The organism is Variovorax sp. TLI9-5A (assembly GCF_056867935.1).
Window position 1 is genome coordinate 1,262,792 of sequence record NZ_CP200310.1, and the last position, 23,115, is coordinate 1,285,906.

Genomic DNA, 23,115 nt, shown 5'->3' on the forward strand with positions numbered 1-23,115 from the left:
GCGCTGAGTTTGCCGGAAGTTTCGATCCTGTCATGCGGAACCTTCGCGCGCTCCTGAGCCCGCTGCGGGCGTTCGATGCGGTGTATCGAGCCAAGGGGGTGTCGCGAGCCGCTCAATTGCTCCACGTCACTCCCGGGGCCGTGAGCCAGCAGATCAAGCTGCTGGAAGCGGGGCTGGGCGTGCAGCTGTTCCGGAGGGCCGGTCGCGAGATCGAACTCACCGCAGCGGGCGAACGGCTCGCCACCCGCGTCTGCGACGCCTTCGATCGCCTGCACGACGCGCTGGGCGACCTGGCCGACAGCCAGCGGGAGAAACGGCTCCGCCTCAAGGTGCCTCCGAGCATCGCCATCCGCTGGCTGGTTCCCCGCCTTCACGGCTTCCATGCGCTTCATCCCGACATCGGCCTGGAGATCGCGACGATCGCACTCGCGGATGACGTCCGGCTTGAAGGCGCCGACTGCGCAATCCGGCACGGCATGGGCGAGTGGGCCGATGTGGAGCTCGACCACCTGTTCGACGACGAATTCGTCCCGGTCTGCGCACCCGCCCTGGCGGGGCAGTTCCAGGTGCCTGGCGATCTGCTGCGGGCCGACCTGCTGCACTCCATGCTGCGCCCGCAGGCCTGGCCGCTGTGGCTCGGCTCGGCCGGCCTGGCGGACACCCCATGCCTGCCGGGAATCGCGTTGGCGAATGCTGCGTTGTGCTATCAGGCCGCAGCGGATGGCCTGGGCGTGGCAATGGCGCAGCGGGCCTACGTGCAAGATGACCTGCGCACCGGGCGCCTCGTGGTTGCGGTGGACCATGTCGCCAGGACGGAGCTCGGTTACTACCTCGTCTGCGACCCTTTGAAAGCGGCCACGGCACCGGTCCGGCTCTTTCGGGATTGGATCCGCTCGGTGCGCTAGGTGCGCCGCGGGGAGCGCGCGATCGCGTCATCGCGCTAATCGGCCTTGAATCCTGAGGCCTTGACGACCGGTTCCCAGAACCCGCGCATTTCGTCGAACCTGGCGCGCGCTTCGGCGGGCGAGCTTCCCGTGTTCATGAAGCCGAGCATGCGGACCTTGCTCGCGAACTGCTCGGTGGAAGCCGCCTTGCGCACGGCGGCGCTCCATTCGGAGACTACGGCCGCAGGCGTGCCGGGGGCAAGGCATATGGCCAGCACGCCGACAGCGGTGAGTTCCTTGCGGCCGAGTTCGCCGAAGGTCGGCACGTTCGGCAGCAGCGGCGAGCGTTGTGCGGAGGTGACCGCCAGCACGCGCAGCTTGCCGGCGTTGTGGTGCTGCGCAAAGTCTCCGACCGTGGACGTGCCCGCCGCGACATTGGCGCCCGTCAGGTTCACGATCATCGGCGCTGCGCCCTGGAACGGTATGTCCTGCAGCGGTGTGCCGATGATCCTGGCGATCTGAAGTCCCAGGAAGTGCGTCGGACCGCCCGATGCCGCGTGGCCGAAGTTGGCTTTCTCCGGGTGCGCACGCACCCATTGGGCGTATTCGGCGAAGGTCTTGACGGGCGAGGAGGAGGGCACGGCCAGTGCCATCGGGAACTCGACCACCGTCGACACCGGCAGGATGTCCCTCTGCGGGTCGTAGTTGAGCTTGTTGAAGACGAAGGGGTAGATCGATGCGAGAAAGTCGGGGCACAGCATGGCCACGCTGCCGTCGGTGGGAGCGGCGCGCATCGCATCGATCGCGATCTTCCCGCCTGCGCCCGGCTTGTTCTCCACCACCACAGTGCGATCGAGCGGGCCATGCAATTGATCGGCAAGCGCGCGCGTCACCACGTCGAGCGTGCCACCGGGTGAGAAGCCGACCAGGATCCTGGCGGGTGGGCGGCCGGTTTGCTGCCCGATGGCCGGTGATGCACCGACGAACGCGGCAACGATGAGTGCGAGGTTGTTGAGCCAGGCGGTACGCGGTTTATTCACGGGATGCTCCAGGAGAAAGCTCACATCGGTTGTTCGAGCGTCGACTCGTGCTTGCGAGCAGATCGAAGGCTCGCCCAGAGAACGCATCCGTCTTGCGGGCGAGGCATTTCAGCGGCCGCGAAACACGGGAGGGCGCTTCTCGGCGAAGGCGCGGCGCCCCTCCAGCCGATCTTCGCTGTCCCTGAGCAGCCCGAACGCCTGGCGCTCCAGGGCCAGCCCGCCCGCTAGCGGCAGTTCGCGTCCGTTCATCGCGAGGCGCTTGGCGGCGGTCATCGCCAGCGGGGCATTGGCTGCCATCGCGCCCGCGAGCTGCAGGGCTGCCTGCTGCAATTCGGAAAAGGGAACCACCTTGCTGACCAACCCGATCCGCAGCGCTTCCGCGGCGTCGATGCGTTCACCGGTGAGCAGCATCCACATCGCGTCCGACTGGCCGACTGCGCGGATCAGGCGCTGCGTGCCACCGGCGCCCGGGATGCTGCCGACCCGCACTTCCGGCAAACCGAAGCGTGCGTTGTCGGAGCAGATGCGAATGTCCGCCAGCAAGGCCAGCTCCAGCCCGCCGCCCAGGGCGTAGCCATTGATGGCGGCAATGACGGGCTTGTCGGTCTGCAGCGTGCCGAAGTTGAAATGCCCGGTTCCGCAGCGAAAGACCTGCCGCGCCGCGCTGTCGGCGGGCGGCATGGTCTTCTTGAGGTCCGCGCCTGTGCAGAAGGCGCGCTCTCCCGCACCCGTGAGGACGAGCACGCGGATGTCCTCGTCGTTCGAAACCTCGTCCCAGATCTCGAGCAATTGCTCGTTCGACTCCGGGTCGATGGAGTTCATGGCCTCGGGCCGATTCAGGGTGACGACGGCGACGCCGTTCTGGACTGTCTTGACGATGGGCATGGTTGTGCTTCAGTTCTGGGAAGGGCTGGGGGCGATCACCGAATCGATGGCCGCGGCTGGCATGCCGAGCTCGGCCAGCACCTCCCGGGTGTGCTGGCCCAGGGTGGGGGCGGGGCGTCGCGCCCGGGGCCGCTCCCCGACCGCGCCGATGACGCTGCGTGGCAGCGTCATCGACCCGGCGACCGGGTGCTGCAGCTGCTCCGCGAGCGCCGCTTCGAGGAAGGGCGCGGACTGCGCCACCTCCGCATAGTTGTTGATGGGGCCGCAGATGATGTCCACGGCTGCGAACTTCTCCAGCCAGAAGGCACGGGGATGCGCGAGCATGCGCTCTTCGAGCAGGCGCAGCAGCGTCTCGCGGTGCTGGAGCCGGCCCTTGTTGTCGGCGAAGCGTGGATCGCAGGCCAGTTCAGGCGCGCCTATGGCGGCACACAGGGCCTGCCACCGTGCGGGGTGATAGGCCGCCACCATGATCCATCCGTCGGCGCAGCGCAGGGCTTCGTTCGGGGTCGAATACGGCGCGGCATGCCCCTGTGGCCCGGGCACTTGGCCGTCCGCGAAGTAGGACGCGAAGCTCACGTGCTGAAGCGCGATGGCGCTTGCGAACATGCTGGCTTCGACGTGCTGCCCCTGGCCCGTGCGTTGCCGGTCCGCGAGGGCGGCCAGGACTGCGATGGTCGCCAGCGACCCCGTGACCAGGTCGACCACCGGCACCGGCACCTTGCACGGCTCCCCGTCGCGCGCGCCGGTGACGCTCATCAGGCCGCTCACGGCCTGGAGCACGCCGTCGACCCCGGGAAGATCCTTGCTGGCGCCGTGCTGGCCATACGCCGAGACCGAGCAGTAGATGAGCCGCGGATTGCCCGCGGACACCGTTGCGTAGTCCAGCCCGAGGCGCGCCATCACGCCCGGGCGGAAGCTCTCGACCAGCACATCCGCCTGCGCGACCAGCGCCTGCGCCGCCTGCAGGTGCTCGGGGTGCTTGAGGTCGAGCACGACACTGCGCTTGTTGCGATTAAGCGCCATGAAGGCGACCCCCTCGCCCCGCACCCAGGGCGAAAGGGCCCGCGAGAGATCGCCTGCAGGCGCTTCGACCTTCACCACGTCGGCGCCCAGGTCGGCCATGCACAGCGTGCAGGTCGGACCGGCCATCACCTGCGTGAAGTCGATCACTTTCAAACCGCTCAATGCATTGGCGAGCATGCGATCTTCAGTCTTGTTGGATTGCTCATGTCGTGATGTCGGCGCGTTATACGGAGGGGCTGCCGAGGCTGCGCCCGCCGCAGACGTACAGGAGCTGGCCGGTGACGTAGCTCGAGCCGGGTTCCGCGAAGAACCGGACGGCGCGGCCGATGTCCTCCGGCTGGCCGATGCGTTCCATCGGCACGGTTTTGTGGAGCCCCTGTCGGACCTCCTCGGTCAGTGTTTCGAACAGCGGCGTTTCCACGATGCCGGGCGCGATGGCGTTCACGGTGATGCCTTTGCGCGCATATTCGAGCGCCAGCGAGCGCGTCAGGCTCACCACCGCGCCCTTGGAGGCGGAGTAGGCCGCCTGGCCGCGATTGCCCAGCCATGCGCGCGAGCCGATGTTGATGATGCGGCCGAACCGGTTCTCCGCCATCTGTGCCAAAACCGCCCTCGAGCAGATGAACTGCGAATGGAGGTTGACCTCGATCACGCGGGTCCAGAACGCGAGATCCATCTTGGAGACCAACTTGTCGCCGCCGATGCCTGCGTTGTTGACCAGGATGTCGATGCGGCCATGAGACGCGAGAAGCCGGGCCACCGTCGCCTCCACCTGCTCCACCGAGCTGACGTCGACCTTGAAGGTCCGCACGTCGAAGCCCTCGCCCGAAAGGGCCTGCTCGGCTGCCTGCAGCGCCGCCTCGTCGAAGTCCCACAGCGCGATGCGGCATCCGGCTTGTGCGAGCTCGCGGGCGATGCCGAGGCCGATGCCCTTGGCGCCACCGGTCACGACGGCAACGAGGCCGTGCAGCGAGGCCGGCGTGGTTGTGCTTGTCTGGTTCATGGTGCTTGCAATCAAAGCGAAAGAATGTTGATGGAGCAGGCGGCGTGGTCCACGCCCCAGATGCCGCCACCGGTCACCTGCGTGAGGCCGATGCGCGCTCCGCGCACCTGCCGTGCGCCGGCACGGCCTTGCAGCTGCTCGCAGACCTCCACGACCTGTGCGACGCCCGTCGCTCCCGGCGGATGCCCCTTGGCGATCAGTCCGCCGCTGGGGTTGACCGGCACGCGTCCGCCAAGCGTGGTCGCGCCGCTTTGCAGGAGGCTTGCCGCCTCGCCCCGGCTGCAAAGACCAAGCGCCTCGTAATAGAGCAGCTCGGAAATGGTGAACGCGTCGTGCACCTCCAGCAGGCTGAGATCCTGCGGTCCGATGCCGGCCTGTTCATAGGCCAGCCTGGCGGCGCGCGCGGTGATCTCGGCCTCGGTCATGTCGACCGGTGCGGTCTCGAACAGGCCCGACTGCACCACCGATGCCAGGACCCGGACCGGCTTTGCAACGCCCCTGGAGGGCTTGGTGCTGAGCACCAGCGCCGCCGCCCCGTCGACCACCGCGGGGCAGCACTGGAGCAGCGTGAGCGGCTCGGCCACCGGGCGGGACGCCAGAATCTCCTCGCGGCTCGCCAGCTTGGCGAACGTAGCGACAGGATTCAGGACGCCGTGCTTTCGATTCTTGACGGAGATGTCCGCCAGCGTCTCCAGCGTGAGGCCGTGGTCGTGCATGTATCGCCTGGCGCGCATGGCATACAGGGCCGGCATGATCATTCCGCGTCGGTTGTTCCAGTCCTTCTGACTGAGCTGCAGCGGGCCACCGCCAAGGCTGCTCAGGTGGTCCATACCGAACACCACCACGGTGTCGTACTGGCCGACCTTGAGCGCCTGCAGCGCAAGATTCAACGCAGTGGCGCCGCTGGAGCAGGCGTTGTCCACGTTGTAGACGGCACCGCCCTCGGCATGCAGCTCGCGCAATGCGCGCTGGCCGGGCAGCATGGCCCCCAGCGCGTTGCCGCAGTAGAACGCCTGCACCTCCGAGAGCTGCGTGCCGGCATCGGCAAGGGCATCGAGAATCGCTGCCTGGGCCATGGCCTCTTCGGTCAGTTCGGGAAAGCGGCCGAAGTCCGTAATGCCGACCCCGGTGATCAGTGGTTGCTTCATCTCGCATCACTCCTGGAAGGCATAGTCGGGCGTGCCGTCCGGCAACGCGAAGGGCACCACCCGCAGGCGGCTGCCGATGGCCGGCGGCTCGGTGCCGAACAGCAGCCGCCCGAACGCCCGCACGCCAGGCGCGAAGTCGACCATGGCGAGGCCATAGGGCTGCTTCTCCTTGCCGGGGTGGACGATCGTGAAGCTGTAGAGGGAGCCGGTGGGGCCGAGCTCGATCTCTTCGACCTGCTGGTCATCGTGAACGAATTCGATCGGCGGGAACTGGGGTGGCTGGCTGGCCACGCGTGTGGCGACAAGCACCATGCCGCCGGGGGTGTCGCGGAAGGGGGATTCCGTTCGCTTGATGATCTTCAAAAGGTGTCTCCTGTTCGTGTGGAGCTGGCCACAGCAACAGGAAGTATCGAGACGCACACCCTCGTGGTCATTGGATTTCTGCTCGGCATTCTTTAGCCGCGCTAAAGCATGCAGCCAGGTTAAAGAAAGGCCAGCCAAACTGAAAGGACGGCGGCCCGGGTGCAACCGCATACTGGGCCGATGAAAGAACAAATCAACGTACCGGTCACCTTGATGCGCGGTGGCACGAGCAAGGCCGTTTTCCTCTCACAGCAGGACGTGCCCGCCGATGCCGAGGCGCGCCTGCGATTTCTGTTGGCTCTGTTCGGCAGCCCGGATGTGCGGCAGATCGATGGGCTCGGCGGCGCAGACATCCTGACGAGCAAGTGCGCCATCATCGGGCCGCCGTCGCGCCCGGATGCGGACATCGACTACACCTTCGTGCAGATCGGCATCGACCAGCCCACGGTCAGCTTCGAGATCGTCTGCGGCAACATTTCGTCGGCCACGGGGGTGTATGCGTTGCAGGAGAAGCTGGTTCCCGTGCAGGAGCCCGTCACCACCGTTCGGGTGCACAACACGAACACCGGAAAGATCCTTCGAATGACGGTGCAATGCGCCGATGGCGAGCCGCGCGTGGAGGGAGACAGCGAAGTGGATGGCGTGCCCGGCACCGGCGCAGAGGTGGCGCTGGATTACTCCGACACCAGCGGCTCCACGACCGGCAAGCTGCTGCCCACCGGGCAGGCGCGCGATTGGGTCCACGTGTCGAAGCTCGGCCGCGAAATACCGGTGTCGGTGGTCGACGTCGGCACGGCGTGCGTGTTCATCCGCGCGGCGGATCTGGGCATCAACGGCACGGAACTGCCGGGCCAGCTCGGCCCCGAGATCTACGAGATGGCCGAGGAGGTGAGGCGCTGGGTCGTCGAACGCTGCAATCTTCCTTCGTCGGGCATCCTGACGCCGTACCAGATCCTGATCAGCGAAGCCCAGGACTACCGGACCATTGCCGGCGACCGCATCGTGCAGTCATCGGAAATCGACTTCGTCGCGCGCATGGTGCTCAACGGTGGCGCCATGCACAAGGCGTTCCCTGGCGGCGGCTCGGTATGCCTCTCGGTCGCGGCGCAGATCGCGGGAACCATTCCGGCCGAAGCGCGAGGCACGCACGCCGGCCCGACGCGCATCCGCATCGGCCATCCGAGCGGGGTGCTCAAGATATTCGCGAATGTCGAGCATGCGGGCGGGAACGAATGGACTGTGCGCGAAGTGCACTTCACGCGCACGGCGCGGCGCCTTTTCGACGGAACGGCCTATGTGCGGCGATCGCGCCTCGAGGTGCCCGCAGAAGAAGGCACGTCCATGCGCGAAAGTTCGGCGGTGATGTCGCCATGAGTGCTCAGGATCTTTTCTCGCTGCAGGGCCGCACGGCGCTCATCACCGGTGGCTCGCGAGGCATCGGCCGCATGATCGCCGAGGGGTTCCTGGCGCACGGCGCACGTGTCTACATCAGCGCGCGAAAGGCCGAGGCCTGCGACTTGGCCGCGCGCGAACTCGCGGGCACGGGCCACTGCGTATCGCTGCCGCACGACGTGTCCACGGTCGCGGGCTGCCAAGCAATGGCCGACGCCTACGCCCGCCATGAATCGACGCTGGACATCCTGGTCAACAACGCCGGAGCCGCGTGGGGAGAAGACTTCGATGCTTTTCCGGAGAGCGGCTGGGACAAGGTGGTCGACCTGAACCTGAAGACGCCTTTCTTCCTGACGAAGGCGCTCGCCGGACCGCTGCGCGCCGCGGCCAAGGCGCGGGTCGGGAAGATCATCAACATCGCTTCGACCGACGGCATCGGGCTCAACCCACAGGAGAACTACTCCTACGTTGCGAGCAAGGCAGGACTGGTTCACCTGACGCGACGCATGGCGATGCGCCTGGCACAGGACAACATCGCGGTCAGCGCCATTGCGCCGGGTGCATTTCCCTCCGAGATGAACCGCAATGCTCGCGACCATGGGGAGGTGCTGTCTGGGCACATTCCCGCCCGTCGCATCGGCACGCCGGACGACATCGCAGGCGCAGCCATATTCCTGGCCTCGCGCGCGGGAGATTACGTGATGGGTGCCACCCTGGTGGTGGACGGCGGCGTGACCCACGCGCGCCCCTACCGGTGAAGTCCTGAGGCGGAACTTCGGCTGCGTTCATCCCGGCACGACGTGATGCCGGCCGAAGAGCGCCCCAGGGGGCCTCATCCTCCGGCCATCAGCCGGTCATTGATGTACGTGGCGGGAGGCTTGCCGAACGCCTTCTTGAACATCGTGATGAAGGCCGAGGGCGACTCGTAGCCGAGGTCGTAGGCGACCTGCTGCACGGTCGCTCCTCCGGACAGTTCCCGAAGCGCGACCATCATGTGCAGCTGGCGCCGCCAGCGTCCGAAGCTCAGGCCGGTCAAGGCTGTGCACAGCCGGTTCAGCGTCCGCTCGCTCATGCCGAGCTGGCGCGCCCAATCTTGCTGCGTACGGCGGTCGGACGGATCCCGCATCATGGCGCGGGACACCTTTCGCAGCCGCGCATCCTCGGGCATGGGCAAGGAGACTTCCTCCTTTGGCATGGCGCAGAGCTGGTCCAGCAGCACATGGGCGAGCCGATCGGTCGGCCCGCCTGGCTCGTAGGAGGGCGGTTGTTCCGCCAGGTACTGGATCATCTCGCCGAGCATCGGGCTGATGCGCAAGGTGCAGCAGCTGGCAGGCAAGGGCGCGGCATCGCGCGCAACGAACAGATAGAAGATCACCGCGTTCGCCGTGCTGTGGTTGCTGTGCGGCGTGCCGCCCGGAATCCACACGCCCGCCTGGGGCGGAACCATCCACATTGCACCGGGTACGTCGCAGGAGACCGCCCCCCGCAGCGCCATCACCAACTGGCCCGATCGATGCACGTGAATCGGAACCTCGCGCTCGCGCTCCTCGACATCCACGCGATGTGCCATGACGGGCACCGATGGCTCGTAGTCCAGGTCGAGGTTGGCGCGAGACGTGGTACGGACGGAGCGGTTCATCCGGGATGACCGAAAAGAGAAATCATTTGTCCAAGTTTACGATTCTTGCCTCGCATGAGGATGCCTAGCATCTGCACATGCAAATGATTCGCAACAAGTTCGAAGCCGAATCGACGCCCTCGAACACGATCTCCAGGGGCGCCGCATGAGCGCGCGGCCTCGTTTCTCCAGGCAGGAGTGGCTCTTTTCGCTCAAGAGCTTTTTCGCGGCCATGCTCGCGCTCTACCTGTCCAGCCGTTTCGGGCTGCCCCGGCCCTTCTGGTCCATGATGACCGCATACATCGTGGCCCATCCCCTGGCGGGCCATGTGCGCTCGAAGTCGCTCTACCGCCTCTGCGGCACCGTGCTGGGATGCGCGGCCACCGTGGTGTTGATCCCGTCGCTGTCGGGATCGCCGCTGCTTCTGTCGCTCGCGCTTGCGCTGTGGGTGGGCTCTTGCCTTTATCTGTCGCTGATGGAGCGAAGCGCGCGCTCCTATGCCTTCATGCTCGGAGGCTACTCTGCGGCGCTGATCGGCTTTCCGCTGGTGGACGCACCCGCGGCGATGTTCGACATCGCCGTCGCCCGAACCGAGGAGATAGCGATCGGCATCGTCTGCGCGAGCCTCGTCCACAGCATCGTGTTGCCCGCCAGCCTCGCGCCTTCACTTGTCGGGCTGATCGACCGCACGCTGGGCGATGTACGCCGATGGGCCGGCGACCTGATGAGCCCTGGTGCCGACGATGAGGTTCGCAAGCGGCTGGCACAAGACAGGCGGCGCATCGCCACCGACATCACCCAGTTGCGCCTGCTCGCAACCCACGTGCCCTTCGATACCGGTGGCCTGCGTTGGACCCGGCATGCCGTGGGCGACCTGCACGACGGCCTCGCGGCACTGACGCCTTCGCTTTCGGCCCTGGAGGACCGGCTCGCAGCCTTGCGCGATGCAACGGACGGCGTGGCCGACCCGGTCGCGCGGGCCGTGGCGCAAGGCAGCGCCTGCCTCGATGCCGAGGCGCCGGCCGGCGCCTTGGACAGCGTCCGCGCCGCTGCCCGGGCTGAGAGCGCGGACCGGCGGAACTCGTCCTGGGTGCGTGCGCTGAACATTGACGTCGCGGCCCATGTCGACGAGCTGGTCGCGGGATGGCTCCGGTGCAACGCGCTTCGCGCCGACATCGCCGCCGGGCTGGCCGGCCATGCGCCGCCTCCGAAGCGGGGAGAGGCTTCGCGGCCTTCGGTCCTTCACGTGGACAGGGGCCTGGCGCTGCGCTCCGCATTCACGGTCGTGCTTTCCACGTGCACTGCATGCGCGGCGTGGATCTTCAGCGGTTGGCGCGCGGGATCGTCGATGGCCATGGCGGCAGCGGTCTTCTGCAGCTTCTTCGCCACCATGGACGACCCCGTGCCGGGCATGCACAAGTTCCTGGTCGCCCTGCTGTGGTCGATGCCGGTGTCTGCCTTCTACATCCTCGGCGTCATGCCGCTGGCGCACGACTTCGGCATGCTGGTGCTGTGTATTGCGCCCCTGTTCCTGGTCGTGGGCGGCTACCTCGCTCGTCCGGCAAGCAGCCTCACGGCACTTGGCATGTTTTTCGGCGTGGCCGGCACACTGGCCCTGCACGACATTGCCAGCGCCGACTGGGTCAGCTTTCTCGAGGGCAATCTGGCGCTCTTCGCCGGTGCCCTGATTGCCGCACGCGTTACCGCCATCGTGCGCAGCGTGAGCAGCGAATGGAGCGCGCGGCGCATCCACCGGGCCACCTGGCGCGATCTTTCCGGGATGGCTGCGCGCCCGAAGCGCGCGCTGGCGCGTGACGCATTCGCCGGCCGCATGCTGGACCGCATCGCGTTGCTGGTTCCGCGCACGGTTGGCGGCGCCGCGGACCAGGGCAGCGAGGCGGTGCAGTTCGCCATGCGCGAACTTCGCATCGGCGCGAGCATCGGCGTTCTTCAGCAGCATCGCCACCTGCTGCCCGAAACGCCTGTGCGCGAGCTGCTGACCGCGCTCGAGCGAGCCTTCCTCGCCCAAGCCACGGAATCGCTGACGCGGCTAGACGCGCTGTTGCCGCAGATCGACCGGCTGCTGGCCCTTTGCCTCGCAAGCACCGGGTGCGAACCCGCTGTCTCGGCCCTCGTGGGGCTGCGCAGGGATCTCTTTCCTTCCGCGCCTTTGGACCTCCAACCATGATCGAAACGAGCTTCTTCGGCATCTACGTTCCCGGCCTGCTCCTGCTTGCAGGAGGCGCGATGGCTTGCGCCTGGTGGGTTCGCCGCCTGCTGTCGCTGCTCGGTGTCTACCGGTGGGTGTGGCATCCACCGCTCTTCGATCTGGGGCTGTATCTCCTGTCGCTTTATGCGCTGGTCCGGCTGGCCGGCGCCATCTCCTCCTGAACTGACCCGTTGTCCTGCTGCTCGATCATGAATACCAAATCCGTCCGCCTTCCTGCCTGGCTGTCGCACTCGGCTCCATCTCTCTTGCGCATGCTGTTGACCGCGCTGGTTGCTGCGGCCGCCTGCTGGGCCGGCCTGCAACTCTGGGACCACTATGAGCTGGCGCCCTGGACGCGCAACGGCCGGGTGCGCGCCGACGTCGTCCAGGTGGCGCCCGATGTTTCCGGCATGGTGGCCGTCGTGGCGGTGCGCGACAACCAGCCGGTCGTGGCGGGCGAGTTGCTCTTCTCGATCGACGAAGCCCGCTTCGCGCTGGCGCTGCAGCAGGCCGAAGCTGCAGTCGCCGCTCAGCGGATCGTCATCGGCAATCAGCAGGTCGCGCTGGCCCAGGCGCAGCGCGAGCGCCGCCGCAACGACGAACTGGAGGGCCTTGTCGCGCAGGAGGTGCGCGAGCAGTCGCGCCTGCGTGTCGAGCAAGCCAGGGGGGCGCTGCTGGCGGCCGAAACGGCCCTGCGCCAGGCGCAGGTGGCGCTCGACGTGGCGCGCCTGAACTTGCAACGCGCAGAAGTGCGCGCGCCGGCGGCGGGCCGTGTCACCAATCTCGATCTGCGCCAGGGCGCCTATGCGACCGCAGGCCACCCCGCATTGGCGCTCGTGGCCGACGGTTCGATCTACGTCGAGGGCTACTTCGAGGAAAACAAGCTGTCGCGCATCCGGCTGGGTGACCGGGTGCGAGTGACCCCCATGGACGCGCCCTCGCTCGAAGGCGAGGTCGACAGCATTGCCGCAGGCATCGGCGACCGCGACCGCAGCACTGGTGCCAACCTGCTGTCCAGCGTGAACCCCACATTTAACTGGGTGCGGCTCGCCCAGCGCGTTCCGGTGCGAGTGAAGCTCGACCCGTTGCCGGCCGATGCTCGCCTGGTCGTCGGTCAGACTGTCTCTGTCGAGGTGATGGAGGCCCGAGCGGCCTCTACCGCCGGCGCGGCTCGCGTTCAGGAGCCGCGGTCATGAAGCCGCTTCGCGTCCTCGCGCTTGCAACCGCTGCCGCATGCGTGATGTTGGCTGGCTGTGCCCATGGTCCCGTCGGCCCCGACTACGTCGCACCGGCCGCGCTCACCGCAGCGCAGTCCGCTTCGGCCGGGCCGTTCCTCTCCGGCGGCGCTGCCACATCGGATGCAACGATGCCCGCGCACTGGTGGCGCCTTTTCGACGACCCGCAGCTCGACGGCCTGATCGCCCGGGCCCTGGCGCACAACACCGATCTGCGGCAAGCCCTGGCTACCTTCGAGCGTGCCATGGCCCTCGAGGCAGAGGCGCACGGGAGCGAACAGCCATCGATCACCCTCAATGGCGGCCCGAGCTTCGGTCATAGCTCGGGCTTGTCGGTGCTGCAACCCGGCCATGCGCCGCCGAGCCGGCTCAACTACAGCATGGGCATGGCCGTGTCCTACCAGCTGGACCTCTTCGGCCAACTGCATCGCGCCATCGAGGCTGCCGAAGCGGATGCCGGCGCCGCGCGCGCTGCGGTGGACCTGGTGCGCGTGAGCGTTGCCGGCGGCACGGCGCAGGCATATGGCGCGGTGTGTGCCACCGGGCTGCAGTTGCGCGTGGCACAGGTGTCGATGCGCCTGCAGGAGGACGCGCTCGGGCTGGCGCTGCGGCTGCAGCGCGCGGGCAAGGCCGGCACCATGGACGCCGCGCGTGCGCGCGCCCAGTTCGAAACCCTCCGCGCCGCGATTCCCCCGCTGGAATCCCGGCGCCAGCAGGCGCTGTACCGGCTCGCCACGCTCACGGGTGCGCCGCCGCGCGACCTTCCCGAGGCCGTCGGCCATTGCGAGCAGCCTCCACGCGTGGCCGGACTGCTGCCCGTGGGCGACGGTGCGGCGCTGCTCGCCCGGCGCCCCGACGTGCGGCAAGCCGAGCGAAGCCTGGCCTCCGCGACGGCGCGAATCGGTGTCGCGACGGGCGATCTCTATCCCAAGGTAATGCTGGGCCTCTCATCGGCGTCCGCCGGCTTTGTCGAACGGTTCGCCAACCGCGAGACCTTCAGCTACAGCGTGGGCCCGCTGATCAGCTGGTCCTTTCCCAACACGGGTGTCGCGCGAGCGCGCATCACCCAGGCCGAAGCAACGGCTCACGTCGCAGTCGCGCGGTTCGAGGGCACCGTGCTGAATGCGCTGCGAGAAGCCGAAGCCGCGCTGGACACCTACGGCCGCGAGCTCGATCGGCATGCGGCTCTGGCTGCCGCGCGCGACCAGAGCCTGATCGTGGCCGACCAGGCGCGGGCGCTGCTGATCAACGGAAAGGTCGGCCAGTTCGATGCGCTGGACGCCCAACGCACCCTGGCCTCGCACGAAGCCGCGCTGGCTGAGTCCGACGCCCGGTTGGCGGAGTACCAAGTCGGGGTTTTCATGGCCCTGGGTGGCGGATGGGAGAGTGGCCCCGCTGCGTCGCACCCGTGAGGGTGAAGGGCAGTTATCTGCAATGGGACGCTTCGCGAGTGACGGGATGAAAAATGGACGGATTCGAGCTTCTCAGGACATTTTCGGAAGTGGCTTTCCAAGGCAGCTTCTCGCGCGCGGCCGGCAGGCTCGGTATCTCGAAGGCCAGCGTGAGCAAGCACGTTGCAGCACTGGAGTCGCGCTTCAATGTCCGCTTGCTCAACCGCTCGACGCGTTCAGTCTCCCTCACCGACGCAGGCCGCTTGCTGCAGGCGCGATGTGCGCCCCTGATGGAGATGATTGAGCAGACCACGAGCGAGCTGCAGGCACGCGGCTCGCACCCCAGCGGTCGCCTGTTGATCACCGCGCCCCATGGAATGGTCCAGACTGCGTTTCCGCGCCTGCTGGGAGACTTCCTCACCTGCTATCCCGACGTGCAGCTCGACCTGAAACTGAGCAACCGCATGATCGATCTTGTCGACGAGGGAGTGGACATCGCCCTGCGGTTCGGGCAGATCGGCGACGAGAACCTGATCGTGCGGCGCCTGCGCCGGATGGGGCTCACACTTTGCGCCACGCCGCGCTACTGGGCGCGGCGCGGCATTCCGCTACAGCCTGATGACATGCGAAAGCACGACGTCCTCGCATACTCCGTCACGCCAGGGCCTCCACAGATCGCATTCGAAGTGGACGGCCAGCCGTACAACGTTCCCGTTCGGGGACGCATGGACGCCAACGATGCGAGTGCGTTGATCGGCGCAGCACTGGCGGATATCGGCGCGGTGTGCGTTCCCGACCTGCTTGCGCAACCCTACGTGGAAAGCGCTCACTTGGTTCCGGTTCTCAGGGACTTCATGCCCAGCGACATCTGGCTCTATGCAGCCTACACACAGCGCCGCCAGAACAGCGCCGCTCTCCGTGTCCTTCTCGCGATGCTGGAAGTTCGTATGCGCGACAGTGCGGCTTCCCTTCCGGTCTTGATAGGTGCCGCGCCTGTACCTCCTGTGTAACGGCGAACCGCGAGTCTCTTCAATTCGCGCTTCGGTACGGAACAGTTAATAGAAGGATGCCGCGTGCTGGAAGTTCAAAACAAGGTACTCGGAGCACCTGAGCGCAGGCTTGGGTCACATGGATCGACACGCTGGCTTTCGTGGGTACTGCACGGGCCTGATGCTTCCCTCGTCGCGCAAGATGGAGAAGACCGGTCGACAGGACCTGTTGTATCCGACGCAGTTCCAGGACGACAGCCTCGCCTACTGGAGTCGGCTGCTCGAACCGATCGTGGCGGCGCACTACACGCTCACGACGGGGCGCAAGGTCCGGCGCGTCAATACCACGCTGCAGCACCCGCGGCACTCGTGGATGCGCGCCATGGTCACGCGCGAAGTCGTGGCGTCATCCGATGTCCAGCTTCTCGAATGCTTCTCCGTCGGCATGAGCCTCGTCCACTTCTGGGCTCAAGGTGTCCCCGAGCACATCAGGCTGCGGGTGTTGCACCAGCTCGCGGTCACAGGCGCGAACGCCGCCGACGTGATCGTGCTGCTGGGCGGCCAGCACCTGCAGGTCTACCGGATCGAACGCTGCGAAGCCGAGATTGCGCGACTTATCCGGCAGGAGCAAGCGTTCTGACGATGTGTCGAGCTCGACAAGGCCCCGTCTGCGCAGGACAACGACGCACAGATGCCGTGACGCACCGACGTCAAGGTGAGAACCGCGTTTGGCTCAGCGGCACTTGCTCGTTCTTTTCAGTGTGCGCGCCAGAGCTTCCACCACGGGCGCGGCGCCGTTCTTTTCTCGAGTGGGCGCATGTCCAGGGTGTCGTAGCTCGTGAACGGTGCAGCGGCACGTCGGCGCAATTCCGTCTCAAGTTCGTGGGCAGTGCCGCGTGCATGAAGGCCTCCCTCCAGGGCCTTCCTGCGCCACTCCACTCACCGGACAATCGGGGGCCTTGATCGCGATCCGCTTGGCACGACACCAGCTCCCGTCAGGACAAGGCTGAAACTGAACTGAATTTTGCAGGACGCTCGGCACGTCGGTGTCAAGGACCTGCCCCGCTTGGGTGGAAGGAAGTGGGTGCGCTTCAAGGGCCGGACAAGGAACCGATCAGCAAGCAAGGAAAACAATGGCATCCAGCGACGTTTCATCTGTGTACTACCTCGACGGTGTGGTCATCGCACCCGACTTCGTGTTCCTCGCGACCCAACTCAACGCCTTGGATCCGCGCGAGACCGCACACACACGGATGTCGACATACAACCCGGCCGAGCAGGAGCTGCCTTTCGGGTACTTCGACCTCGAGGACAACATCGTGTCCGTGCACGCCTATCGGACATTGCCGCAAGACAAGAAGCGGTTTGCCTGCCTCGGCGCACAGGGCGCGGTCCATTTCGTTCGCGGCAGTACGAGGGAGGTTCGCACCGAGCAGATTCCTGGTGCCGGGATGCTGGACGGCAATTTCGGCGGCCTGATGAGCCACCTGCGCGAGATCGATGGCCAGTTGTGGGCCTGCGGCCAGCACGGGCAGGTGTATCGCCGCTTCGGCGTCGACGACTGGCGTGAGAACGATCAGGGGATTCGCGTGAAGGTGGACCCTGCGCAATATGGCCCCGATCGCATCGGCGAGATGCTGGAGGCAGTCTCGACCGCGCCGATGCTGAGCTGCATCGATGGCACCCGAGCGAGCGACGTCTATGTGGTGGGGCTACGCGGCTACATGGCGCATTTCGACGGCAAGCGATGGACCGAGATCGGCTTGCCAGTGAACGAGCACCTGGAATGGGTGCGCTGCAACGGCCCGGACGAGGTCTGGGTATGCGGCCACAACGGAACGCTGCTCAAGGGCAACGCGCGAACGGGATTCCAGGGCCTGGGCGACTCGGATGGCCAGCAGACCTTTGTCTGTCTGGCCACTTTCAACCGTGCGGTCTACCTCAGTGCCGAGAACGGACTCTTCCAGTTCGACGGGAAGTCGATTTCACGGGTGAAGTCGAAGCTCAAGCCCGAGTTGCAGGACGCATGGCGGCTGGACAGCATCGACGGCGTGCTGTGGAGCATCGGGATCACGGATTTGGCACGGTTCGACGGCAGGAAGTGGGTCCGGATCGATCATCCCGACAACGAGCAGATTCGCGGATGAGCCGGTCGCTCGTGCTTGTACCTATTTGCGAGCCCCGAGTGGCCGATGGAGCGGTGGCGGTGGTCTCGGGTGGGAATGAACGATAACGCGCAACGGCGATCATCAGCCGCGTCCGGCGATCTGCATCGAATTCAGGCCGCTCGCGTCGTGCTCGATCGGGGGCCACATCCATGCCTCTGCCGAACGCAAAGATGCAGTTGCTTCAGGCGGCGTCCTTCGTCCGACCAAGCAGCGTCAGCCGACAGACACGGTCTTCGGCCAGGCTGTAGAGGATGTGCAGATCGAAAGCACCAAAACGCCACTGACTATGGCCCTGCATCTCATCCATGCTCTGCCGGTCCGGAGCGCGCCCGACCTTGGCAACTACCGTGTCCGGTCCATCATCGAATGTGATGCCGAACAGGAGCGGACCTTGCCATTGAACGCTCTTGAAATCGAGGTCGCATCGATAACGCGCCCCGGACAGGCAGAGCGTTCCTGGATTCACCTCATTCGTACGCTCTGGGAGCAGGTCTTCGGCAGGCGCAGCATAGAGCTCGAAGCCGTCAGTCCTGGAGAAGTCTATTCCGCCATAACTGCAGGCTTCGGGAAGCTTCCCGGCGTAGTCGACGGCGCTGAACGCCGCCCTGACGGGATCCGACGATATCGGCGTCCCCAGCGCAGCCAAGATCCGATCCGGGCCAGGCAGGGCCAGTTGGCGCTGCCGCGCCTCGGCGCGCATGGCGTCGGCTTCAGGCGTGTACTGCAGCGTCAACGAAACAAGCTTGCATTCGCCCGATGGCGTGAAGCTGACATCCGCTTGCGCGCCATCGACGAGCCACCTCGCCTTCCGGATGACTCCGGCGACTTCGTGGGTCCATTCGGCGTGACCCAGCGCATCGATCCATGCATCAAGCCGGGCGCGCATCGTCAGGTCGCCAACAACCGCACCCTCATAGGCATCCACGTCGGCGTGGTATGCCCCAAAGAAGACCACCCGGCTGACCATGATCGGCCCCTCGCTTTTTGCCAGGCCAAATCGAGCCATGTACGACACTGCGTCGGTAAAGAACAAGAACATGCCTCGCTCGAGATTGAAGAGCGAAAGCCTGCCGTCCACCACTGCCTTCTGGATCGACTCGCCGTCAATGTAAGGACGATCCGGCCAATCGGCGATCACCCGCTGGACCGCGGGGTCGCTCCAGCCCCGACCCAGATGATCCACGGGCGACATGATCACCTTTTCACCATGGGAACCGATATCGACACCGTGTCAATCTGCAGATCTTCGCGGTAGCTGGCGCGGAGCTGGCGTCCGTCCTTGCCCCACTGATCCCACTCAATCTCGTCATCGTCCTCTTCCGTGCGGCTGGGATCACCGTAGACGCGAAGCGCGTCATCCCGATTGCGGATGCCTTCGGAGGCAAACGGGGCCGGACCCGTGTACGTGCCGAGATCAGTGCCGCCATGCGGGTAATAGAACATCCCGGAAAGCACATACGGTCCCTCACCACGCGGTGTTCCCCGCGAATCTTCAAACCGTGTGCGCGACTGGAAGGCCAGGGAGAGTCCCTTCTCGCTCAGGTTGACGTAGTCGGTGCCCAGTTCGCGAATGTTCTTTGGAGACAAGTCCGCCACATTTCCTCCATGCTCTCCAATGGCGGAAATGAGCTCCTGGTCCGCGTTCGTCATGCCGAGAAGCTGGTGGAAGTCTTCGATGTTCATCAATTACCTTCTTTGAAATCATCTCAGGCGCTTGGCCGCATTTCTATGTGCAACAAAGCCCCTGGGCGAGTGGGAGTGGGCGCCGACGAACTGAGCCCGAGCCAGGCCCTATTGAGGGCACCGGCACGCAAAGGATGAAATCCTATCGTTCCAATCGTCACCGACATATTCCGCATCGCTATTGAATGTCACCACCGCGCCCTTCCTGTCGCGATGTTCCCACGCAACAATTTTGCACCCTGGTGACACTCTGAAAGACGAAATCTTGTCGTTGAATTTGTCTCCAACGTAGGTGGCGATCTTCTTTCTCCCCAGGGTGTATCTGTCTCCACGAAAACCGCGGTGCGCATATGCGTAACAAGCACCGTCACGGCCAGTAAATTGGCCCGTTTCATTTGGGCCTTGAACCGGATTTCCCCCCTCGTCAACAGGAATCCCCACGACGTCATTACAAGGTCTCGGCGGATTAGAAGGGGTGCACTGCGCCGCTGCGGTAACGCAAAACGAAAACATCGCCGCCGGCACAGATGCGAAAAGCATCAATTTAATCCAGCTCTTCCAACTCGAAGGAGAGAGACGTTGAGCACTTGATACTTCGCCACGGCGATGACCCCAGGTTGCGGTCAAGAAAATCTTCGACTTCATGATGATGGTCCTTTCAGAATGATCTTTTTTCGCAGCGCGGGGGTGATCGTCTATCCCGCGAATCGGCTATGACCGGACGCTGCGGGCAGCACGACGGACACCACCGTGCCCTGGCCGGGCCGCGAGCGCAACCGAACCGTCGCGCCCTGCAGATCGGCCAGTCGCTGCACCGTGGCCAGCCCCAGACCCAGGCCGCGTCCGCACGCGGCCGATTGTTCGGGGGTATCGATCCTGTAGAACGCCTCGAAGACCCGCGCCTGATGCTGCGGTGGAATGCCGACCCCGGTGTCGCAGACATCGATGCGAATGCCTTCCCGATGCCGCCGCGTGCCCACGAGTACGCCGCCGTGGTGTGTGTGGCGCAGCGAGTTGCTCACCAGGTTGTTGAGAATCCGCGCGAGCATCACGCCGTCGCAGCGCGCCCATGCGCCGGTGGGGCGCACCACCAGCCGCACTCCCTGCGCCTCGGCCACGGCGAGGAAGTGATGCCGGACCTCGTCTAGCAGCGGATCGAGCGCCAGATCGGCGCACCTGGGTGGTGTGCGGCCCGCCTCGATCTGCGTCAGGTCCAGCAGCCCGGTCAACAGCCGATCGAGAAAGTCGACGGACTGGCGAATCTGTTCGATGCGCCGGTGCAGCCGATCGGTGTCGAGATCGGCGCTCGACAGCGCGTTCGAGAACAGCATCAGGGCTTGCAGCGGCTGCCGAAGGTCGTGGATTGCGGCAGCGAAGAGGCAGACCTTCGCCCGGTCGGAGGTCTCGAGCAACTGGTTCTTTCGCAAGAGCTCGGCCATGGCCTGCTCGACAGGAGGCTGAAGCTCCGGTGGAGGAGCACGCACCGGGAGCGGGACGCCGTCGAATGTGTTCCTCCGGCGGGGCAGCTGCGACGTCCCCTCAATCGGCACAGGCAGGGGAAAGCCTAAGAGCCGAAGTATGTGCTGAAGCGAGTTCATACAGACATCTCCTAGAGCAGTCCCCTGCGGCGCGCCGCGATCAACGCGACGGTGGCGCAGCACACGAGGTTGATGGCCGAGATCGTGATGAACAGGCCGTCGCGCACGACCCAAGCGCCGTACATCACGCCGGTGAGGTTCGCGAGCACCCAGGAGCTCCAGGTCACGAGCGAGATCGCACGCGCGCCGTCCGTGCAGTGCCAGACGGCGACGATCTGCGGCACGTAGGTAACGGCGCGCACGGAGTTGGTCGCCAGGTAGAGCCAGCTCACGATCGACATCAACGTGGCCGAAGACTGCAGATCACCGGCGGGGCTCATGTGATCGACTCCCCGATGTGGATGGTGTCGTTCACGCCGTAGGTCGATAGCCGGTTGCCGCATCCTGCCATCCAGAGGATCAGCGAGGCCAGCGCAACCACTGCGATCGCCAGCAGCCAGCGGCCGACCCTCGACAGGGTGTCGTCGGTGGGCCCGGATTGTGGGGTCATGCGTTCGCGCTCCTCTGGAATGTCATGTCTGTGCATGGCATCCAATGTAGAAATTGCGGCGCTGCTGCGGAATACCGTCTTCGGGCCAAGCCCTCGCGTGTTTGCGGGATGGGCCGCGGGGCACCCGGCTCAGGCGGCAGAGGATGCGAGGGGAGCGCTCAGCACGACGCAGGTTCCATGCGCGTCCTGCCGCAGCTCGAGCGTGCCGCCGAGCCTCTCTGCGCGAGCGCGCATGTTGACGATGCCGCGCCCCTGGGCGCCGGGCGCCAGGCCGGCACCGAGGCCGTCGTCCTGGATCTCCAGCCGCAGCAGTCCGTTGGCCCGCTGCAGCCGAAGCTCCACCTGCTTCGCGCGCGCATGCTTCACGACGTTGGTCAGCGCTTCTTGCGCAATGCGCAGTATCTGCAGCGTCGTGTGGGGCGGCACGCCCGGGGCTTCGTCGGGCATGTCGATGGTCCAGGCGGCCCGCACGCCAGCTGCTTCGAGTTCGCCCTGCCAGCGGAACAGGAAGTCGCCCAGGGCGGTGCGCAGGTCGTGGTCTTCCGGCGCGAGCGCGTCCAGCGCGAGCCGCATGTCGGCGATGCAGGCGCGCAGCGACTCTTCGATCTGCAGGTGGCTCATGTCGCCGCGTTCCACCCGTGACAGCGATGTGAAGAGCTTCGAGCCGAGGCCGTCGTGGATCTCGCGCATGATGAGTTGCCGCTCTTCGGCGGCGGCGTTCTGCCGCTCCAGCGCCGCCAGACGGAGGTAATTGGCGGAGAGGCTGCGCTCCCGGTCGGCCACGCGCGACTCCAGCGATTCGTTGAGCTGCTCCAGTGAGGTGAGAGCCCTTGTGAAGCGCAGCGACAACAGCACGCCCATCGTCAACAGCATCAGGTTGGCGCCGTGGTGCAGCATGAACAGGCGGTGCCCCGCCCAACCCGGCAGCACGCGCTCCATGAGCCCCGCATCCCACGAAATCAGGTAGTCATGCACGCCCGCGAGCGTTGCCAGCGTGAGAACCGCCGGCATGACTGCCGAAGCCCATCTGCGCTCGCGCCACACGGCCCAGAACGAGACGGCGATGATTCCGATGCCGATGGGTATCAGCCCGCCGCTCCAGATGCGGTTGACGAGCGGTTCACCCGCGGAGCCGGCGAGCAGCAGCCACACCGGGCCGATCAACCAGTACGCAGCCAGTGCGCGTTCGAGCCCGCGATGGCGCAGGCCGGCGAAGCGCATGGCGAAGAGCGCCATGACCACGACGAAGCCACCGGTAGCGGCCAGGTAGACGAGCCGCCAGAGCTGCCAGCGCTCCACCGGCACCACCTCGATCACAAAGGTCAGCGTGCGGATTCCCCAGAACACGGTTGCGAGCCCGAACAGCCCATAGAGCACCTCGCCCGGGCGTCGCCACCAGATGAACAGGACGAATGCAGAGACGATCAGGCAGGCCAGCACGGTGAGCTGTGGCGCGGTCCGCACCCAGAACTGGCGGCGGTCGTTCGCTTCGCTCAGCGTGACCACGGGGCCGATGTCCACGCGCGGAAAGCGCAGGCTGTGTTCCCCCAGTGCGGGAGCCGCACGCACCATCAATTCGTTGTCGCCATCGCGCAGCAGGTTGTCGGGCAAGGGCAGCAGGTGCGCGCGCTCCCACCGCACGCGCAGCTGGTCCGTCGACTCCGGCACGCTGGCCACCTGTTGGCCGTTGAGCCAGATTTGCCCGCCGCCGTACAGGTAGGGCAGATAGACGGCCCAGGGCCTGGGCGATGCACTCTCGCGCTTGAAGTCGATGCGGAACCAGGTCGGGCCCTGAGGGGCTGCAGCACCGAGCTGCGGCGCGACGCTGGGCAGCGTCACGCTTTGCCATGGGGCATCGGGTGCGGGCGGCGTGAGTCCGGAGGCACCTAGGCGCAACGCGTGCTGCGGCGATGCGGATTCATTCGCCTGGTCGGCACTCCTTGCATCGGTGGCGCCGCCGATGATCAGCGCGACCAACAACAGGCACCGAAATCCT

Annotated in this window: 24 protein-coding genes; 10 read left to right on the plus strand and 14 right to left on the minus strand. The window is 66.0% G+C overall.

The genetic code is table 11. The annotated features are described in order from the left end of the window. The first annotated feature begins 32 nt into the window (after positions 1-32). A complete protein-coding gene (locus AC1VNX_RS06130; RefSeq protein ID WP_483155909.1) occupies positions 33-905 on the plus strand; it encodes a LysR substrate-binding domain-containing protein in 873 nt (290 codons plus the stop codon). Positions 906-940: 35 nt separating this feature from the next. On the opposite strand, the gene AC1VNX_RS06135 is transcribed toward AC1VNX_RS06130, so the two are convergent. From AC1VNX_RS06135 to AC1VNX_RS06160, 6 genes are all read right to left on the minus strand, one after another. Further along, positions 941-1,924 carry a Bug family tripartite tricarboxylate transporter substrate binding protein gene (locus AC1VNX_RS06135; RefSeq protein ID WP_483155910.1) on the minus strand — a complete coding sequence of 328 codons (984 nt, stop codon included), beginning with the start codon at positions 1,922-1,924 and terminating at the stop codon, positions 941-943. A gap of 108 nt (positions 1,925-2,032) precedes the next feature. Continuing rightward, positions 2,033-2,809 (minus strand): enoyl-CoA hydratase/isomerase family protein, encoded by a 777-nt coding sequence (locus tag AC1VNX_RS06140; protein ID WP_483155911.1) that lies wholly within the window; start codon positions 2,807-2,809, stop codon positions 2,033-2,035. A 9-nt stretch (positions 2,810-2,818) separates the two neighbouring features. Next, positions 2,819-4,009 (minus strand): CaiB/BaiF CoA transferase family protein, encoded by a 1,191-nt coding sequence (locus AC1VNX_RS06145; RefSeq protein ID WP_483155912.1) that lies wholly within the window; start codon positions 4,007-4,009, stop codon positions 2,819-2,821. Between the two features lie 46 nt (positions 4,010-4,055). Continuing rightward, positions 4,056-4,835: an SDR family NAD(P)-dependent oxidoreductase gene (locus AC1VNX_RS06150; RefSeq protein ID WP_184605454.1), complete on the minus strand. Its 780-nt coding sequence runs from the start codon at positions 4,833-4,835 to the stop codon at positions 4,056-4,058. An 11-nt stretch (positions 4,836-4,846) separates the two neighbouring features. Next, a complete protein-coding gene (locus tag AC1VNX_RS06155) occupies positions 4,847-5,983 on the minus strand; it encodes a thiolase family protein (RefSeq protein ID WP_184605453.1) in 1,137 nt (378 codons plus the stop codon). A gap of 6 nt (positions 5,984-5,989) precedes the next feature. Next, entirely contained in the window at positions 5,990-6,346 is a 357-nt protein-coding gene (locus AC1VNX_RS06160) for a Zn-ribbon domain-containing OB-fold protein (RefSeq protein ID WP_483155913.1), read from the minus strand. A 180-nt stretch (positions 6,347-6,526) separates the two neighbouring features. Between AC1VNX_RS06160 and AC1VNX_RS06165 the strand changes: the two genes are divergently transcribed. Both AC1VNX_RS06165 and AC1VNX_RS06170 read left to right on the plus strand, forming a co-directional pair. Next, positions 6,527-7,720, plus strand: coding sequence for a PrpF domain-containing protein (locus tag AC1VNX_RS06165; protein ID WP_483155914.1), 1,194 nt, complete (start codon positions 6,527-6,529; stop codon positions 7,718-7,720). Beyond that, entirely contained in the window at positions 7,717-8,496 is a 780-nt protein-coding gene (locus AC1VNX_RS06170) for an SDR family oxidoreductase (RefSeq protein ID WP_483155915.1), read from the plus strand. Before AC1VNX_RS06165 ends, AC1VNX_RS06170 begins: the two co-directional genes overlap by 4 nt. A gap of 74 nt (positions 8,497-8,570) precedes the next feature. Here the strand turns inward: AC1VNX_RS06170 and AC1VNX_RS06175 are convergent, their stop codons facing one another. Then, on the minus strand, positions 8,571-9,377 hold the full coding sequence (locus AC1VNX_RS06175; RefSeq protein WP_184605450.1) for an AraC family transcriptional regulator: 807 nt from the start codon (positions 9,375-9,377) through the stop codon (positions 8,571-8,573). A gap of 145 nt (positions 9,378-9,522) precedes the next feature. Between AC1VNX_RS06175 and AC1VNX_RS06180 the strand changes: the two genes are divergently transcribed. The 7 genes from AC1VNX_RS06180 to AC1VNX_RS06210 all read left to right on the plus strand — a co-directional run bounded on the left by AC1VNX_RS06180 (position 9,523) and on the right by AC1VNX_RS06210 (position 17,327). Further along, entirely contained in the window at positions 9,523-11,544 is a 2,022-nt protein-coding gene (locus AC1VNX_RS06180) for an FUSC family protein (RefSeq protein ID WP_483155916.1), read from the plus strand. Beyond that, positions 11,541-11,747, plus strand: a complete 207-nt coding sequence (locus AC1VNX_RS06185) for a DUF1656 domain-containing protein (protein WP_184605448.1) — start codon at positions 11,541-11,543, stop codon at positions 11,745-11,747. Before AC1VNX_RS06180 ends, AC1VNX_RS06185 begins: the two co-directional genes overlap by 4 nt. A gap of 27 nt (positions 11,748-11,774) precedes the next feature. Then, positions 11,775-12,761, plus strand: a complete 987-nt coding sequence (locus AC1VNX_RS06190; protein ID WP_483155917.1) for an HlyD family secretion protein — start codon at positions 11,775-11,777, stop codon at positions 12,759-12,761. After that, entirely contained in the window at positions 12,758-14,212 is a 1,455-nt protein-coding gene (locus tag AC1VNX_RS06195; RefSeq protein ID WP_483155918.1) for an efflux transporter outer membrane subunit, read from the plus strand. The genes AC1VNX_RS06190 and AC1VNX_RS06195 overlap by 4 nt, the downstream gene beginning before the upstream one ends. A gap of 53 nt (positions 14,213-14,265) precedes the next feature. After that, the gene (locus tag AC1VNX_RS06200) at positions 14,266-15,201 is read left to right on the plus strand and encodes a LysR family transcriptional regulator (RefSeq protein ID WP_483155919.1); all 936 of its coding nucleotides are present in this window, start codon (positions 14,266-14,268) and stop codon (positions 15,199-15,201) included. Positions 15,202-15,382: 181 nt separating this feature from the next. Then, the gene (locus AC1VNX_RS06205) at positions 15,383-15,820 is read left to right on the plus strand and encodes a YqaJ viral recombinase family protein (RefSeq protein ID WP_483161888.1); all 438 of its coding nucleotides are present in this window, start codon (positions 15,383-15,385) and stop codon (positions 15,818-15,820) included. 493 nt (positions 15,821-16,313) lie between these two features. Then, the gene (locus AC1VNX_RS06210; protein WP_483155920.1) at positions 16,314-17,327 is read left to right on the plus strand and encodes a hypothetical protein; all 1,014 of its coding nucleotides are present in this window, start codon (positions 16,314-16,316) and stop codon (positions 17,325-17,327) included. A 202-nt stretch (positions 17,328-17,529) separates the two neighbouring features. Here AC1VNX_RS06210 and AC1VNX_RS06215 read toward each other — a convergent pair whose 3' ends face one another. The 7 genes from AC1VNX_RS06215 to AC1VNX_RS06245 form a co-directional block, all read right to left on the minus strand. Next, complete coding sequence (locus AC1VNX_RS06215) at positions 17,530-18,546, minus strand: hypothetical protein (RefSeq protein ID WP_483155921.1); 1,017 nt, start codon at positions 18,544-18,546, stop codon at positions 17,530-17,532. After that, positions 18,543-19,031, minus strand: coding sequence for a hypothetical protein (locus AC1VNX_RS06220; protein WP_483155922.1), 489 nt, complete (start codon positions 19,029-19,031; stop codon positions 18,543-18,545). The genes AC1VNX_RS06215 and AC1VNX_RS06220 overlap by 4 nt, the downstream gene beginning before the upstream one ends. 108 nt (positions 19,032-19,139) lie before the next feature. After that, positions 19,140-19,676, minus strand: a complete 537-nt coding sequence (locus AC1VNX_RS06225; protein ID WP_483155923.1) for a beta/gamma crystallin domain-containing protein — start codon at positions 19,674-19,676, stop codon at positions 19,140-19,142. A gap of 50 nt (positions 19,677-19,726) precedes the next feature. Beyond that, positions 19,727-20,470 (minus strand): sensor histidine kinase, encoded by a 744-nt coding sequence (locus AC1VNX_RS06230; RefSeq protein ID WP_483155924.1) that lies wholly within the window; start codon positions 20,468-20,470, stop codon positions 19,727-19,729. 170 nt (positions 20,471-20,640) lie between these two features. Next, positions 20,641-20,949, minus strand: a complete 309-nt coding sequence (locus AC1VNX_RS06235; protein WP_307616318.1) for a hypothetical protein — start codon at positions 20,947-20,949, stop codon at positions 20,641-20,643. Beyond that, a complete protein-coding gene (locus tag AC1VNX_RS06240) occupies positions 20,946-21,119 on the minus strand; it encodes a hypothetical protein (RefSeq protein WP_483155925.1) in 174 nt (57 codons plus the stop codon). The genes AC1VNX_RS06235 and AC1VNX_RS06240 overlap by 4 nt, the downstream gene beginning before the upstream one ends. A gap of 129 nt (positions 21,120-21,248) precedes the next feature. Beyond that, positions 21,249-23,099 (minus strand): sensor histidine kinase, encoded by a 1,851-nt coding sequence (locus tag AC1VNX_RS06245; RefSeq protein ID WP_483155926.1) that lies wholly within the window; start codon positions 23,097-23,099, stop codon positions 21,249-21,251. Positions 23,100-23,115 lie beyond the last annotated feature (16 nt).